Genomic DNA, 15,949 nt, shown 5'->3' on the forward strand with positions numbered 1-15,949 from the left:
GATTATAACAAATGGTCACCCGCGTCGCCACCGTGGCCTTCGAGGGCATCGAGGCGCGGGCGGTCGACGTGCAGGTGCAGATCATCCCGGGCTCGGTGGTGTTCAACGTGGTGGGCCTGCCCGACAAGGCGGTGGGCGAGTCCCGCGAGCGGGTGCGCGGCGCGCTGATCGCTTCCGGGCTGGCGCTGCCGGCCAAGCGGATCACCGTCAACCTCGCCCCGGCCGATCTGCCGAAGGAAGGCTCGCATTACGATCTGCCGATCGCGCTCGGGGTGATGGCGGCGATCGGCGCGATCCCGGCGGACGCGCTCGCCGGCTACTGCGTCCTCGGGGAACTCGCCCTCGACGGCAGCATCACGGCGGTGAACGGCGTGTTGCCGGCGGCCATCGCGGCGGCCGCGCGCGGGCTCGGGCTGATCTGCCCGGCGCAGACCGGGCCGGAGGCGGCCTGGGCCGGCGGCGATCTCGACGTGCTGGCCCCGCGTTCGCTGATCCAGCTCGCCAACCACTTCAAGGGCAGCCAAGTGATGGCCCGCCCGGAGCCCGCCATGGCTGGTCAGGCTGGTCCGCTGCCGGACCTTGCCGACATCAAGGGCCAGGAGGCCGCCAAGCGCGCCCTGGAGGTCGCGGCGGCCGGGGGCCACAACCTCCTGATGAACGGGCCGCCGGGCTCCGGCAAGTCGATGCTCGCCGCTCGCCTTCCCTCGATCCTGCCGCCCCTCGGGCCGCGCGAGCTGCTCGACATCTCGATGATCCAGTCGGTGGCGGGCGCGTTGAAGGATGGCGCGCTCTCGAACCGCCGGCCGTTCCGGCAGCCGCATCATTCGGCCTCCATGGCAGCGCTCGTCGGCGGCGGCATCGGGGCGCGACCCGGAGAAGTCTCGCTGGCCCATGGCGGCGTGTTGTTCCTCGACGAGCTGCCCGAATTCTCGCCTCAGGTGCTCGATAGCCTGCGCCAGCCGATGGAGACCGGCGAGGTGATGATCGCCCGAGCCAATCACCGGGTGACGTACCCGGCTCGCTTCCAGCTGGTCGCCGCCATGAACCCGTGCCGCTGCGGCCAGGGCCTGGAGCCGGGCTATGCCTGCCGGCGCGGCCCGAACGAGCGCTGCATGGCGCAATACCAGGCCCGAATCTCCGGCCCACTCCTCGACCGGATCGACCTGCGCATCGAGGTGCCGGCCGTCACCGCGGCCGATCTGATCCTGCCGCCCCCCGCAGAGGGCTCCCGCGAGGCGTCCGCCCGCGTGGCCGCGGCCCGCGCGCTCCAGGCAACGCGCTTCGGCGAGCGCGGCCTGCCCGCGGCGACCACCAACGCCACCTGCCCGGCGAACCTGATCGAGCAGGTCGCGCACCCCGATGCGGATGGGACGGCGCTGATCCGACAGGCGGCCGAGAGCATGCGGCTCTCGGCCCGGGGCTTCCACCGGACACTGCGCGTGGCCCGGACGCTGGCCGACCTCGACGGCGAAGCGCAGGTGCGCCGGATGCATCTCGCCGAGGCGTTGTCCTACCGCGGCCGGGGCGACAGCGCGGCGGCGGCCGCTTGAGCGCCGAACCGGCCCGCGCCCTCACGGTCACGATCGGCCAGCACAGCGCGGCGGGCCGCAAGGCCGAGAACCAGGATTTTCACGGTTCCCTTGTGCCGGGACAGCCGGCGCTGGGCTTCAAGGGCATCGCGGTGGCGCTCGCCGACGGGATCAGCAGCAGCGCGGCCGGCGCGGCGGCGAGCGAGACCGCAGTCAAGAGCTTCCTCAGCGACTACTATGCCACCCCCGATACGTGGTCCGTGAAGAATGCCGCGCAGCGGGTGATCGCGGCGGCCGATTCCTGGCTCTACGCCCAGACCCGGCGCGGGCTGGATCCCAACGATGCCGACCGGGGCTACGTCACCACCTTCGACGCCTTGATCCTCAAGGGGCGGACGGCCCACCTCTTCCATGTCGGCGATGGAAGGATCTGGCGCGTGTCCGGGCGCTCCCTGGAACAGGTCACCGAGGATCACCGCGTGGTGGTCTCTGCGGCCGAATCCTACCTGGGCCGGGCGCTCGGCGTGACCGGCCGGGCGGAGATCGACTATCAAAACCTCGCCATCGCGGCCGGCGACATCTTCGTGCTCACCACGGACGGCGTTCACGAGCATGTCCGCCCTCGGGACATCGTGTCTGCAATTGCTGCCGCGGACGGCCTCGATGCCGCCGCCCGGGCTATCGTGGAAGCGGCGCTCGCGGCCGGCAGCCCGGACAATCTGACGATCCAGATCGTCCGGATCGATGCCGTGACGGAGGGCGAGGCCGCCGATCTCCTGGGCGATGTCGAAGGGCTCGATCCCGCGCCGCTCCTCGACCCGCCGGCCGAATTTGATGGATACCGGCTTCTGCGAATCCTGCATTCCGGCCCGCGCAGCCGCGTCTATCTCGCGGTCGAGGCGGAGACCGGGGCGCGGGTCGCCCTCAAGGTGCTGTCCCTCGATCTGCGCGACGATCCCGCCCAGCGCAAACGCTTCGCCCTTGAGGAGTGGATCGCCCGGCGGATCGACAACCCGCACGTGCTGAAGGCGCAGCCGCCGGCGCGGCGCCGCAGCCATCTCTATGCGGTGATGCGCTACGTCGAGGGCCAGACCCTGACCCAATGGATGCGCGACCACGCGACGCCCGAATTAGAGACTGTGCGCGGCCTCGTGGAACAGCTCGCCCGGGGCGTGCAGGCCTTCCACCGTCGGGAGATGGTCCATCAGGACCTGCGGCCCGACAACGTCCTGATCGACACGGCCGGGATCGTGCAGGTAATCGATTTCGGCGCCACCATGGTGGCCGGCGTCGTCGAGGGCGATCCGCGGATCGATCCCGCCGAGATCCTCGGAACGGTGCAGTACACGGCGCCGGAATGCTTCCTCGGAGCCCCCTCTACGGCGGCCTCCGACGTGTTCTCAGTCGGTGTCATCGCCTATCAGATGCTGACCGGGCGGCTACCCTACGGCGATGCAGTGCCGCGGGCGCGTACGGCCTCGGCCCAGCGCCGTCTGCGCTACGCCTCGGCGCTGACCGTTCGCCCTTTGCTGCCGGTCTGGGTCGACGGCGCGCTGCGGAAGGCCGTGCATCCGGACCCGCTGAAGCGCTACCCGACGCTATCGGAATTCGTGCACGATCTGCGCTATCCGAACCCGGCCTTCACCGAGGCCCGCCGGCCGGCCCTGCTGGAGCGCGACCCGCTCCTGTTCTGGCGGCTGCTGTCGCTGGTTCTAGGGCTCGTGGCGCTGACGCTGGCGGGGATTCTGATCGCGCATCCGCCGCGGTGAGGAGGATTGAGACCTCTCTGCCTGAGCTTAACGATCTGCAAGAGAAGCGCTTTTCCCCTCCCCCTTGTGGGGAGGGGTCAGGGGTGGGGGTGTTGGAGAAGGCACCGCTCTGCTCGGTCTTGGACCACCCCCACCTCCCACTCCTCCCCGCAAGGGGGAAGGAGAGAGTGCGGCGGCCAGAGATGAGCGAACATCGAAGCCGTGAGGGCGGCCGTACGGACCGCCCGCGCTCATCAGGCCGCGATCGCCTGCGCGGTCGGTCCGGCGGCGCGCACGTCGGCATCGACGTGGCTCTCGAACCGCTTGAAGTTGTCGTCGAACATCTTCACGAGGCGTGCCGCCGTCTCCGCGAAGACGCCCTTGTTGGCCCAGGTCTTCACCGGGGTCAGGATGTGCGGCTCGACGCCGGGGACCGCCACCGGCACCGCGAAGCCGAAATACGGATCGCGCCGGAACTCCGCCTGCGACAGCGAACCGTCGAGCGCTGCCGTAAGCAGGCGGCGCGTGACGCGGATCGGCATCCGCCGGCCGGTGCCGACGCCGCCGCCGGTCCAGCCGGTGTTGACCAGCCAGCAATCGACGTCGTGCTTGGCGATCAGGTCACGCAGCAGGTTGCCGTAGGTGCTCGGATGCCGCGGCATGAACGGCGCACCGAAGCAGGTCGAGAAGGTCGCCTCCGGCCCGGTCAGGCCGCGCTCGGTGCCGGCCACCTTGGCGGTGTAGCCCGACAGGAAGTGGTACATCGCCTCGGCGCCGGTGAGCTTGGCGATCGGCGGCATCACCCCGAAGGCGTCGCAGGTGAGCATCACGATGTTCTTCGGATGCCCGGCCCGGCCGGTGGCGCTGGCATTCGCGATGAAGTCCAGCGGATAGGCGCAGCGGGTGTTCTCGGTGAGCGAGGAATCGTCGAAATCAGGCGCCCGGGTCACCGGATCGATCACCACGTTCTCCATCACCGTGCCGAAGCGCTCGGTCGTGGCGTAGATCTCGGGCTCGGCGTTGCGCGAGAGCCGGATGGTCTTGGCGTAGCAGCCGCCCTCGAAGTTGAAGATGCCCTCGTTCGACCAGCCGTGCTCGTCATCGCCCAGCAGTTGGCGGGAGCTATCGTTCGACAGCGTGGTCTTGCCGGTGCCCGAGAGGCCGAAGAAGATCGCCGAACCGCCCTCGGCGTCGAGGGCCGCGTTGGCCGAGCAGTGCATCGGCATCACGCCCTGGCCGGGCAGGATGTAGTTCAGGTAGGTGAAGACCGACTTCTTCATCTCGCCCGCGTAGGCCGAGCCGCCGATTAGGACGAGCTTCTTGGCGAAGTCGATGGCGATCACGGTCTTGGAGCGGCAGCCGTGCCGGGCGGGGTCCGCCTGGAAGCTCGGCAGGTCGATGATCGTCATGTCGGGCACGTAGGCCGCGATCTCCGAGCGGTCCGGCCGGATCAGCAGGTTGCGGATGAACAGCGAGTGCCATGCGAACTCGGTGAACACCCGGGCCTTCACCCGGTGGGCCGGATCGGCGCCGCCATAGAGGTCCTGAGCGAATAGCTCCTTGCCCTCGGCGTGCTTCAGGAAGTCCTGGCGCAGGGTCTCGAACTGCTCCGGCGTAATCGCGCCGTTGTTGTCCCACCAGACCTCGTTCTCGGTGGCGGCATCGCGCACCACGAACTTGTCCTTGGGCGAGCGGCCGGTATGGCTGCCGGTGGTGGCGACGAGGGCTCCCCCGCGGGCGAGCTGCGCCTCCTTGCGGGACAAAGCCTCCTCGTAGAGGCGCGGGGCCTCGAAGTTCCAGTGGACGGCCTTGAGGTCGCGGAAGCCGGCCGCCTCGGCGCCGTGGGCCGCGTTGTGATCACCGATGTTGGTCAAGAGCGTATCTCCCGGGCCCCTGTTCGACCGTCGACGCGACTGTGCCGGACGCGGTCCGCGTCCGGCTTTGCCCGGGGGACGTCCGTGCGGTCGTACAGGTCCGCCGCACGCAGGATCTCCGCTCCCCGGCCGCTTCCCGACCGACCGCTTGAGTAGGCGGCGAAGCTTCGCTGTCCTTATGGGCTCCGTTCGAAGCCCGCAATGTGGACAAACAGGTTAGACCACAGTTGTGGAAGCAGGAACCCCCGTCTGTAAGCAGTCACCCGTATCGCGGAGCCGCGTGACACGGGCAGAGCGGCACCGGAATACCCATATCCCCGTGATGCATCGGGTCACGCTTGCATGCCGACCGCCGACGGTTATGCCCGTGGCGGACAGCGCACCCCACCCGCGCCCGATACGCTCCTTAGAGGCACGATGCCCCAAGCCGTCGCCGGCCCCGAGATCGAACGTCTGATCCAGCTCCTCGCCCGCATGCCCGGGCTCGGGCCGCGCTCGGCTCGGCGCGCCGCGCTGCAGCTGATCAAGCGGCGCGATACGCTGCTCGGACCGCTCGCCGACGCGATGCGGGTTGCGGCCGAGCGCATCGTGGTCTGCTCGAGCTGCGGCAACGTCGACACCTCGGAGCCCTGCACGATCTGCCGCGATGCCGAGCGCGATCCCACAACTCTGGTGGTGGTGGAGGACGTCTCCGACCTCTGGGCGCTGGAACGCTCGGGGGCCGTCAAGGCACGCTATCACGTGCTCGGCGGCGTGCTCTCGGCGCTCGACGGGGTACGGCCGGAGCACCTGAACCTCGCGAGCCTCGTGGAACGCGCGGCCGACCCCGTCGTGACCGAGGTGATCCTGGCACTCAACGCCACCGTCGACGGGCAGACGACGGCCCATTACGTCACCGAATCGATCCGCCATTGCGACGTGAAGGTCACCCGCCTCGCCCACGGGGTGCCGGTGGGCGGCGAGCTCGATTACCTCGACGAGGGCACGCTGACGGCGGCAATCCGCAGCCGCACTGCCTTCTGAGGCGGCGGCGCGGTATTTGACCGGTCTCGACCCGCATCTTATTCGACGGAAAAGCCCGGATCCGACCCGGCGCTGTCCCTGCCGGTTTCCGCCATGACCATCCGCCAGCTCGTCATCCTCCCCGATCCCGTCCTGCGCCGCATCTCCGACCCGGTCGGCCCGATCACCGGCGAAATCCGGACGCTCGTGGCCGACATGTTCGAGACCATGTACGACGCGCCCGGCGTCGGCCTTGCCGCGATCCAAGTCGGCGTGCCGAAACGCGTCGTGACCATCGACACCTCGAAGGAAGAGGGCGTGCGCAAGCCGCAGGTCTTCATCGACCCCGAGATCGTTTGGTCCTCCGAGGAGAAGCGCGTCTACGACGAGGGCTGCCTGTCGATTCCCGACTATTACGGCGAGGTCGAGCGGCCGGACCGGGTCCGCGTGAAGTTCCGCGACCTCGACGGGCGGGAGCAGGAGATCGAGGCCGATGGCCTGCTCGCGACCTGCATCCAGCACGAAATCGACCACCTCAACGGTGTGCTGTTCATCGACCATCTGTCGAAGCTGAAGCGGGACCGCGTGCTCAAGAAGTTCGCCAAGGCGGCCAAGCGCGACGCGGCCTGAACCGGCCATGCGCGTCGTTTTCATGGGCACCCCGGACTTCGCGGTGCCGACGCTGGAAAAGCTCGCGCAGGACGGGCACGCAATCGCCGCGGTCTACACCCGCGCCCCAGCCAAGGCTGGCCGTGGCATGAGCCTGCGCCCGTCGCCGGTTCACGCGCTGGCCGACAAGCTCGGCGTGCCGGTGCTCACGCCAGCGACCCTGCGCACGCCGGAAGCCGCGGAGACGTTCGCCGCGCACGGGGCCGACGTCGCCGTGGTGGTGGCTTACGGGATGCTGCTGCCGCAGGCGATCCTCGACGCGCCGAAGCACGGCTGCCTGAACCTCCATGGCTCCCTGCTGCCACGCTGGCGCGGGGCGGCGCCGATCCAGCGGGCCGTGATGGCGGGTGATGCCGAGAGCGGGGTCGGCGTGATGCGCATGGAAGCCGGGCTCGACACCGGCCCGGTCGCCCTGGAGGCGCGGGTTCCGATCACTCCCGGCATGACAGCGGGCGAGTTGCACGACGCGCTGATGCCGGTCGGTGCCGAACTGATGGCCCGCGCCCTCGGCCTTCTCGACCGGGGCGCACTGACCTTCACGCCGCAGCCGGACGAGGGTGTCGTCTACGCTCACAAGATCACCAACGACGAGGCGCGGATCGACTGGTCGCGGCCGGCCGATCAGGTCGCCAACCACATCAACGGGCTCTCGCCTTTTCCGGGAGCGTTCTACGAGGCCGATTTCGGCAAGGGTCCGGAGCGGGTGAAGGTGTTGCGGGCCACGGTCACCAACGGGTCGGGCGCGGCGGGTACGCTGCTCGACGCCGACGGGACCGTCGCCTGCGGGACCGGCGCCGTGCGGCTCACGGAGCTGCGCCGCGCCGGGAAGAGCGGCAGCGCGAGCGGAGCCGAGTTCGTCCGCGGCGCCCGCCTGACGCCCGGCGCTCGCCTCGGCTGATGCTCGCAGCCCTTTCAAGGCATTCGGCACCCGGCCTGACCCGTCATCGCGAGCGCAGCGAAGCGACCCAGGGCAGCGCGACATGGGGAGCCGTGGCGCCACACTGGATTGCTTCGCTCCGCTCGCAAGGACGATCGCGCGCAAGTCTCGCCAAAGCTTTGCCTCCGATAACGGAATCGAACATCCGCGCGCCCTCGACATACCTTGAGAGGGCTGGCTGATGCCGCGCTACAAGCTCGTCATCGAGTACGACGGCGGTCCGTTCTGCGGCTGGCAGCGGCAGGCCGAAGATCCCACCGTCCAGGGCGCCATCGAGGCCGCGGTGCTGCGCTTCTCAGGCGAGAATGTCCGGCTCACCTGCGCCGGGCGGACCGATGCCGGGGTCCACGCCATCCATCAGGTCGCGCATCTCGACCTTACCAAGGATTGGCGGACCGACACCGTCCGCGATGCCCTGAACGCGCACCTGCGGCCGCAGCCCGTCGCTATCCTCTCGGCCGAGATCGTCTTGGAGAGCTTCGACGCTCGCCACTCAGCGATCCGCCGCCATTACCGCTACCGCATCCTGAACCGGCGCAGCCCCGCGGCGCTGACCCGCGCCCATGTCTGGCACGTGCCCTGGCCCCTCGACGCGGACCGCATGCATGATGCCGCCCAGCGCCTCGTCGGCCGCCACGACTTCTCGGCGTTCCGCGCCGCGGAGTGCCAGGCCAACAGCCCGATCCGCACGCTGGAACAGCTCGATGTCGCCCGCAGGACGATGGCGCTGCATGAGGAGATCGTGGTCGCGACCTCGGCGCGCTCCTTCCTGCACCATCAGGTGCGGGCTATGGTGGGGACGCTGATGCTCGCCGGCTGCGGCCGGCTCTCGGCGGACGACGTCGCCAACATCCTCGCCTCGGGCGAAAAGCGCCGGTGCGGGCCCCTGGCGCCGGCCGCGGGGCTGACCTTCGTGGGCGTCGATTACGAGACCGGGAAGTAGGCCTTCAGCACGCGCTCGTAGATTGCGGTCAGCCTCTCCAGATCGGCGACCGCCACGCATTCGTCGGTCTGGTGCATGGTCTCGCCCACGAGGCCGAACTCGATCACCGGGCAGAAGTCCTTGATGAACCGGGCATCCGAGGTGCCCCCCGTGGTCGACAGGACCGGCGTCAGTCCAGTCTCGGCCCGGATCGCCTCGGAGACCAGATCCACGAAACCGTCCGGCCGCGTGAGAAAGGCCGGCGCGTTCGAGGGCTGGAGATCCAGGCTGAAGCGCACCGCATTCCCAGCCGCCTGCTCCAGCCGCCGGCGGATCTCGGCACCCAGGCTCTCGGCCGTCCAATCGTCGTTGAAGCGCACGTTGAACGTCGCCCGGGCGGTCGCGGGGATCACGTTGGTGGCGGGGTTGCCCACGTCGATCGTCGTAAACTCGAGGTTCGAGGCGTCGAAATGGGCGGTCCCGCCGTCGAGCGGTTCGGCCACCAGGGCGGAGGCGAGGCGCAGCAGGCCGGGAATCGGGTTCTCGGCCTTGTATGGATAGGCGACGTGGCCCTGCCGGCCGAGCACCGTCAGCTTTCCGGTCAGCGAGCCGCGCCGGCCGATCTTGATCATCTCGCCGAGGCGGCCGGGGTTGGTCGGCTCGCCGAGCACGCAATGGTCGAAGCGCTCGCCCCGGGCGCGCGCCCAGTCGAGCAGCTTCACGGTGCCGTTGACCGCCGGGCCCTCCTCGTCACCGGTGATCAGGAACGCGATGGAGCCCGGAAAATCCGGCCCGCGGTCCACCAGAAAGGCGAGCGTGGCAGCAAGCATGCAGGCGATGCCGCCCTTCATGTCGGCGGCGCCGCGGCCATACAGCATTCCGTCGACCACCGCGCCTTCGAACGGATCGTGGCGCCAAGCCCCCTCCCCCGCCGGCACCACATCCGTGTGGCCGGCGAAGACCAGGCAGGGGCTGCGGTCACCGAGGCGCGCGAACAGGTTCGGCGTATCGGGGAAGCCCGGTTCGGCGAAGACCGGCCGCTCGATGGTGAAGCCTGCTTGCCGCAGCGCATCGGCGACCACGTCGAGGGCGCCGCGATCCTCCGGGGTGACGGAAGGGCAGCGGATCAGGTCCTGCGCGAGGCGCAGAGCCGCGTGCGGGGCGTGGTGGTCAGCCGGCATCAACCCGTCCTCGGCGGCGGAAAGCACCGCGCGGCCCGCTTAACCCGAAGCGGGCCGCGAAGGGGAGTCCCAGCCCAGAGCCCTACTTGGTGACCACCACCTGCACGTCCCCGTGACGGCGCTGGACCGAGACCGTCACGTCGTCGTCGTAGCGCTGGAAGCGGATGTCGAGATGCGAGCCGCCGAGCTGGACGTTGTAGAGCGTCACCCCATCGAGGAAGCCCGGCAGGATCGGGTTCTTCAGACGGACGCTGTTGCCCGTGTGGTCGAGTTCGAGCCCGAGGCACGCCGCCAGGAACGCGAAGGGCGCCGCTGCCGCCCAGGCCTGCGGGCTACAGGCCACCGGATAGGAGACCGGCCCACGCTGCTTCCGGCGCATGAAGCCACAGAACAGCTCCGGCAGCCGCTTCTGGTCCTGGTAGAGCGACGTGTCGAACATCCCCTGGAAGATGCGCGCCGCCTCGTGCTTGCGGTCGTAGCGGGCGAGACCCATGGCGATAAGGGCGTTGTCGTGCGGCCAGATCGAGCCGTTGTGGTACGACATCGGGTTGTAGCGCGCCTCGCCCTTGGCGATCGTGCGCACGCCCCAGCCGTTGAACCCGTCCTTGCCCAGCAGCGTCTCGGCGACCCGCGCCGCGCGCTCCGGCTTGGCGATGCCGGTGAACAGGGCATGGCCGGCATTGGACGAGCGCACGGCACACTGCTTCTTCGCGCCGTCGAGGGCCAGCGCGTAGGTGCCGATCTCCTCGTTCCAGAAGGCTTCATCGAACCGCTCGCGCAGGGCGGCGGCCTGATGCATCAGGCGCTCGGCCATCGGATCGTGACCGAGGAGCGCCGCGAGCTTCGCCATGCCGTGCTTGGCGGCGTAGACGTAGCCCTGGACCTCGCAGAGCGCGATTGGCCCCTTGGCGAGTTGGCCGTCAGCGTGGAAGATCGAATCGTGGCTGTCCTTCCAGCCCTGGTTCTCCAGGCCCTTCTCGGTGTCGCGGGCGTACTCGACGAAGCCGTCGCCGTCCCGGTCGCCGTAGCGGTCCATCCATTCGAGCGCGAGTTCGAGCGCCGGCCAGATCGCCCGGATCGTCTCCAGATCGCCGGTGACCGCGTAATATTCCCAGGCCAGCATCACAAAGAGCGGCGTGCCGTCGATCGTGCCGTAATAGTGGCGGAACGGCACCTCGCCGAGCATCGCCATCTCGCCCCGGCGGGTCTCGTGCAGGACCTTGCCGGGCTGCGCGTCGGCCGCCGGATCGACAGCCTTGGCCTGGGTCGAGGCGAGATAGCGCAGCACGCCGCGGGCGAATTTCGGGTCGATCCAGAGCGCCATCATCGCCGTGATGATGCCGTCACGGCCGAAGACGGTGGAATACCAGGGGATGCCGGCGAACGGGTAGATCCCCTCCGGCGTCCGGCTCGCCAGCATGTAGAGGTCGGCCGTGGCCCGGCAAAGCCCCTCGTTGAACTGGTCGTTCGACGAGATGATCGTGGTGATACCGGCCGTCAAAGCGCGCAGGTCGCGCCGGGAGTCCCGGTAGGCCCGGGCGAAGATCATGCCCTCGCCGAGGTCCTTCGGCTCCCGCCGGGCACCCCCTGCATTGGCCGCGAGCGTCAGCTTCGCAGCCGCGTCTTCGCCGACCATCGTGTCGGTTGGCGGCTTGGTGAAGGCCCGGTGCGCCTCGAAGGTCACGCGGATGAACAGGGAGGTCTTGCCCTCCGGGGGGAGCGACACGTCGAAGATCGCGCGGCCCGGTTCAATCTGGTCGGGCTTCGGACCGAAATGCAGGGCGGTGGTCCGCACGATCTCGTCCAGGCCGACATAGCGGAATTGGACCTCCCGATCGCTCGCCACCAGGACGCCGCGCTTGCCGCGCTCCTTCCGGTCGGTCCCGCGCACCTCGAACAGGTCGCGGAAATCCGCATCGAAGGTCACGGCGATGCGCAGGCGGCGGTGCTTGGAATCGAAGGAGCGCAGGCCGATCCGGTCGTAGCAGGCGCCGCGGAACAGGAATTTGGTGCGCTCGATCGCGATCGTCTCGCGGGGGATCGAGGTCTCGTCGTGGGCGTCGAGGCGGATGTCGGGCGTCGTCATGTCGACGCTCAGTGCGCCGTTATCATCCTGCATCACCGAGGAGAGCATCAGCGGGCGCTGGCCCTCGACGGTCACCTCCAGGCGGGACAGGTAGCGCGTGTCCTGGAAATACAGGCCCTCCGGCCCCGGCTGGACGCCGATATCGCCGTAGGAATCGAGGACGCCGAACGCCTCGCCGAATTTCAGCGAGCGCAGCGGCCGTTCCACCAGGGAGGTCTGCGCCTCGATGTGGTAGGGCGGCAGCACGTCGTCCGCATCTTGGAATCCGTGTGCCAAACCTGCGCCCGGGGCCGTGTTCCGGGCCGTCGCCGCGGGATTCATCGCCGTGTGATTCATCGCCTCGTGGGCCGCTGCCGTGTTGTCCGCCATGCGGGGCATCTCCGGGTGCTGTGAGGGTAGGAATCGAAAGGGCCGCCGCACCAATGCTGATGCCGCGGCCCTTGTTCACCTGACGGATGAGTCGCCTTTAAGACGCTAGGCCGGTCCTGGCCGACCTCGCAAGCCCGATGCCGACGATCAGGCCGGCATGGCGGCGACGGGGATCGCCGGCCGGGCCGAGCCGTTCACCTCGCCATAGGGCTGGCGAAATCCGGACGTCGGCAGCTTGATCACGTCGGCGCCGCGGCTGAGCAGCTCCTCGTAGGCCGCCACGTACTTCTTGACCATGCACTCGGCCGTGAAGGCGCTCTCGAAGTGGCGACGCACGCCGGCGCGGCTCATGGTCTTCACCTTGGCGACGGCCGCCACGGCATCGTCCATGGTCTCGCAGAGCACGCCGCTCACGCCGTCCTTGATCACCTCCGGCACGGAGCCGTTCCGGAAGGCGATCACCGGCGTGCCGGCCGACATCGCCTCGATCATCACAAGGCCGAAGGGCTCCGGCCAGTCGATCGGGAAGGCGAGCGCCAGGGCGTTGCCAAGGAAGTCCTTCTTCTGCTCCTCGTTGATCTCGCCGATGAACTCCACCAGCGGGTGATGGATCATCGGCTCGATCTTCTCGTCCCAGTAATCCTGATCGGCCTTGTCGACCTTCGCGGCGATCTTGAGCGGTGTCCCGGAGCGGATCGCCATCTCGATCGCCCGGTCGGGCCGCTTCTCGGGCGAGATGCGGCCGAGGAAGGCGAGGTAGCCACCCTTGGCGTCGGCATAATACGGGCAGTTCTGGGCCGGCAGGCCATGATGGATCGTCGCCAGCCAGTTCGAGGTCGGCGGCATGGGCAGGCGCTGGTTGTCGGAGATCGAGACCAGCGGCATGCCCGTGAAGGTGCGGTAGACCGGCATGAAGTCCGGCACGTCCAAGCGGCCGTGCATCGTGGTGAGGCACTTGTGGTTCAAGTCCTCGAACATCGGATACTGCAGCAGATCGATGTGGAAGTGCAGGATGTCGAACTCGTGGGCGCGCCGATGGACCTGATGCAGCATGGCCAGGTGGCTGGCCGTGTGATCCCGGTAGCCGAGCAGGCGCAGGCCTTCCGGCGTGCAGGACGCCAGTTTGGCAGAGGTCTGTGAGTCGCCGCTTGCGAACAGCGTGACGTCGTGGCCCTGGCGGACCAGTTCTTCAGTAATCCAGCTGACGACGCGCTCGGTGCCGCCGTAGAACTTCGGAGGAACGGCCTCCGACAACGGAGCGATCTGGGCAATGCGCACGGAGTGTCTCCTGGTTGGCCGAATTTGACGGGGGGTCTAACCCTGCCGGCCTGAGCGGGACATGAATGAAACTGACGGCTAAGGTTATGGTTCCTGGGCCCCCCGCTGTCGCGCACCGTTTTGTGCAGTGCGCTCGCTGTCCCCGAATTCCTCCGAATCACCACGGCCGGCAGCTTGGACCGAAACAGGGACCGACCCCCTCCGTTCCGTCGGTCACCGAGGTGTGTCCGGCAAGCGCTGCGGGTCCACCCCGCGGCGCGGGCGTTGCCGCCGCGTCAGCTTTCTGTCATAAGCCGCCCCGCGTCGAACCGCCCGGCCGATAGGGCTGCCGTGGCGGTTCGTGCTGCTCCACCAGAAGCATCTTTGCGCGCTCCCCCACCGACCTTCGCGGGTCGGCCGGACGGAGTTTCGCCAACGGAGAGCCAAATGCCCAAGCTGAAGACCAAATCGGGCGCCAAGAAGCGCTTCAAGATCACCGGCACCGGCAAGGTGATGTACGCCCAGGCCGGCAAGCGCCACGGGATGATCAAGCGGACGACCAAGCAGATCCGCAACCTGCGCGGCACCACGACCCTGTTCGAGGGCGATGCCGCCAACGTGAAGAAGTACTTCCTGCCGAACGCGCGGTAAGTCTCTCCACACCCGTTGCCACTGTCTTTCGTCGAATCCAGGAGATAACCGATGGCCCGCGTCAAACGCGGCGTGACCAGTCACGCGAAGCACAAGAAGGTTCTGAAGGCCGCCAAGGGCTATTATGGCCGGCGCAAGAATACGATCCGCATCGCCAAGCAGGCGGTCGAGAAGGGCATGCAGTATGCCTACCGCGACCGTAAGAACAAGAAGCGCACGTTCCGCGCCCTCTGGATCCAGCGTCTCAACGCGGCGGTTCGCGAGCACGGCCTGACCTATTCGCGCTTCATCGACGGCTTGGCGAAGTCCGGCATCGTCGTCGATCGCAAGGCCCTGTCGGAGCTGGCGATCCACGAGCCGGCGAGCTTTGCCGCCGTCGTCGAGAAGGCCAAGGCCGCGCTGCCTCAGACCACCGCCAAGGCCGCCTGATCCAGGCCCACGGCGAGACGCACGGAAGGCGCGGTTCCCCCAGGAGCCGCGCCTTCGTCGTTTGAGACGCCCCGCGCTTGCGCCGGGCGTCACAACGCGCGAGAGCACGCCGCAAAGGCGTTCTCCGCCAACCCTGTTTGATGACAGCGATGACCGATCTCGACAGCCTCGAACGCGATCTCCTGGCCCAGGTATCGGCGGCCTCCGACGAAGCGGCCCTCGATGCCGTGCGCGTTGCCGCTCTGGGCAAGAAGGGCAGCGTCTCGGATCTGCTGAAGACGCTGGGGTCGATGACGCCCGACGAGCGCAAGGAGCGCGGGCCCCTGATCAACGGCCTGCGCGACCGGGTTCAGGGCGCCGTCACCGCGCGCAAGACCGAACTCGCCGAGGCTGCGCTCGAGGCCCGCCTCGCCTCCGAGCGGGTCGACGTCACCCTGCCGGTCCGCGAGGCGCCGGAGGTGCGCGGCCGGATCCACCCGATCTCCCAGGTGATCGACGAGATCACCGCGATCTTCGCCGATATGGGCTTCGCGGTCGCCGAGGGGCCGGACATCGAGACGGACGAGCTGAACTTCACCGCCCTCAACTTCCCGCCCGGTCACCCGGCCCGGGAGATGCACGACACCTTCTTCCTGGCCCCCGACCGGGACGGGAAGCGCAAGGTGCTGCGCACCCACACCTCCCCCGTGCAGGTGCGGACGATGCGGGCGCAGACGCCGCCGATCCGGGTGATCATCCCGGGCCGGACCTACCGGCACGATTCTGACCAGACCCACACGCCGATGTTCCATCAGGTCGAGGGGCTGGTGATCGACACGAGCGCCAACATCGCCAACCTGAAATGGGTGCTGGAGGAGTTCTGCAAGGCGTTCTTCGAGGTGGAGGGCGTGAAGATGCGCTTCCGCCCCTCCTTCTTCCCGTTCACCGAGCCGTCCGCGGAGGTGGATATCCAGTGCTCGCGCAAGGGCGGCGAGATCCGCTTCGGCGAGGGCGACGACTGGCTGGAGATCCTGGGTTGCGGGATGGTCCACCCGAACGTGCTGCGGAACTGCGGGCTCGACCCGGACACCGTGCAGGGCTTCGCCTTCGGGGTCGGCATCGACCGCATCGCCATGCTCAAATACGGCATGCCGGACCTGCGCCCGTTCTTCGAGGCGGATGTCCGTTGGCTGGATCATTACGGGTTCCGGCCGCTCGACGTGCCGAGCCTCGTGGGCGGTCTCACCGGCTGAGCCGTCCGGCCTAGCCGTGGCCACCCGGCTCTGGTCACGGCCCCACGATCCTGTTCATCCGAC

General features: G+C 68.7%; 13 protein-coding genes. 9 read left to right on the plus strand and 4 right to left on the minus strand.

What is annotated here, in order from left to right; translation table 11 throughout:
- The first annotated feature begins 11 nt into the window (after window positions 1-11).
- A complete protein-coding gene (locus tag BLQ49_RS07550; RefSeq protein WP_091714677.1) occupies window positions 12-1,550 on the plus strand; it encodes a YifB family Mg chelatase-like AAA ATPase in 1,539 nt (512 codons plus the stop codon).
- Entirely contained in the window at window positions 1,547-3,298 is a 1,752-nt protein-coding gene (locus BLQ49_RS07555; protein WP_091714679.1) for a bifunctional protein-serine/threonine kinase/phosphatase, read from the plus strand. The genes BLQ49_RS07550 and BLQ49_RS07555 overlap by 4 nt, the downstream gene beginning before the upstream one ends.
- 233 nt (window positions 3,299-3,531) lie before the next feature.
- On the opposite strand, the gene BLQ49_RS07560 is transcribed toward BLQ49_RS07555, so the two are convergent.
- Complete coding sequence (locus tag BLQ49_RS07560) at window positions 3,532-5,151, minus strand: phosphoenolpyruvate carboxykinase (protein WP_091714681.1); 1,620 nt, start codon at window positions 5,149-5,151, stop codon at window positions 3,532-3,534.
- A gap of 417 nt (window positions 5,152-5,568) precedes the next feature.
- Here BLQ49_RS07560 and recR point away from each other — a divergent pair, with 417 nt between their 5' ends.
- From recR to truA, 4 genes are all read left to right on the plus strand, one after another.
- Complete coding sequence (gene recR, locus BLQ49_RS07565; protein WP_091714683.1) at window positions 5,569-6,174, plus strand: recombination mediator RecR; 606 nt, start codon at window positions 5,569-5,571, stop codon at window positions 6,172-6,174.
- Between the two features lie 93 nt (window positions 6,175-6,267).
- Window positions 6,268-6,783 (plus strand): peptide deformylase, encoded by a 516-nt coding sequence (def, locus tag BLQ49_RS07570; protein ID WP_091714685.1) that lies wholly within the window; start codon window positions 6,268-6,270, stop codon window positions 6,781-6,783.
- A 7-nt stretch (window positions 6,784-6,790) separates the two neighbouring features.
- Window positions 6,791-7,720, plus strand: a complete 930-nt coding sequence (gene fmt, locus BLQ49_RS07575; RefSeq protein WP_091714686.1) for a methionyl-tRNA formyltransferase — start codon at window positions 6,791-6,793, stop codon at window positions 7,718-7,720.
- Window positions 7,721-7,940: 220 nt separating this feature from the next.
- Window positions 7,941-8,702 (plus strand): tRNA pseudouridine(38-40) synthase TruA, encoded by a 762-nt coding sequence (gene truA, locus BLQ49_RS07580; protein ID WP_091714688.1) that lies wholly within the window; start codon window positions 7,941-7,943, stop codon window positions 8,700-8,702.
- On the opposite strand, the gene dapE is transcribed toward truA, so the two are convergent.
- The 3 genes from dapE to BLQ49_RS07595 form a co-directional block, all read right to left on the minus strand.
- Window positions 8,684-9,862, minus strand: a complete 1,179-nt coding sequence (gene dapE, locus BLQ49_RS07585; RefSeq protein WP_091714690.1) for a succinyl-diaminopimelate desuccinylase — start codon at window positions 9,860-9,862, stop codon at window positions 8,684-8,686. The two genes, truA and dapE, sit on opposite strands and share 19 nt — an antisense overlap.
- A gap of 82 nt (window positions 9,863-9,944) precedes the next feature.
- Window positions 9,945-12,269 carry an amylo-alpha-1,6-glucosidase gene (locus BLQ49_RS07590; RefSeq protein ID WP_244507512.1) on the minus strand — a complete coding sequence of 775 codons (2,325 nt, stop codon included), beginning with the start codon at window positions 12,267-12,269 and terminating at the stop codon, window positions 9,945-9,947.
- Window positions 12,270-12,464: 195 nt separating this feature from the next.
- Entirely contained in the window at window positions 12,465-13,595 is a 1,131-nt protein-coding gene (locus BLQ49_RS07595) for a glycosyltransferase family 4 protein (protein WP_091714691.1), read from the minus strand.
- A 426-nt stretch (window positions 13,596-14,021) separates the two neighbouring features.
- Between BLQ49_RS07595 and rpmI the strand changes: the two genes are divergently transcribed.
- The 3 genes from rpmI to pheS all read left to right on the plus strand — a co-directional run bounded on the left by rpmI (window position 14,022) and on the right by pheS (window position 15,886).
- The gene (gene rpmI / locus BLQ49_RS07600; protein ID WP_007561407.1) at window positions 14,022-14,225 is read left to right on the plus strand and encodes a 50S ribosomal protein L35; all 204 of its coding nucleotides are present in this window, start codon (window positions 14,022-14,024) and stop codon (window positions 14,223-14,225) included.
- A gap of 51 nt (window positions 14,226-14,276) precedes the next feature.
- Window positions 14,277-14,654 carry a 50S ribosomal protein L20 gene (rplT, locus tag BLQ49_RS07605; protein ID WP_043355811.1) on the plus strand — a complete coding sequence of 126 codons (378 nt, stop codon included), beginning with the start codon at window positions 14,277-14,279 and terminating at the stop codon, window positions 14,652-14,654.
- A 149-nt stretch (window positions 14,655-14,803) separates the two neighbouring features.
- On the plus strand, window positions 14,804-15,886 hold the full coding sequence (pheS, locus tag BLQ49_RS07610) for a phenylalanine--tRNA ligase subunit alpha (RefSeq protein WP_091714693.1): 1,083 nt from the start codon (window positions 14,804-14,806) through the stop codon (window positions 15,884-15,886).
- Window positions 15,887-15,949 lie beyond the last annotated feature (63 nt).

The organism is Methylobacterium phyllostachyos (genome assembly GCF_900103445.1).
Lineage (GTDB): Bacteria > Pseudomonadota > Alphaproteobacteria > Rhizobiales > Beijerinckiaceae > Methylobacterium > Methylobacterium phyllostachyos.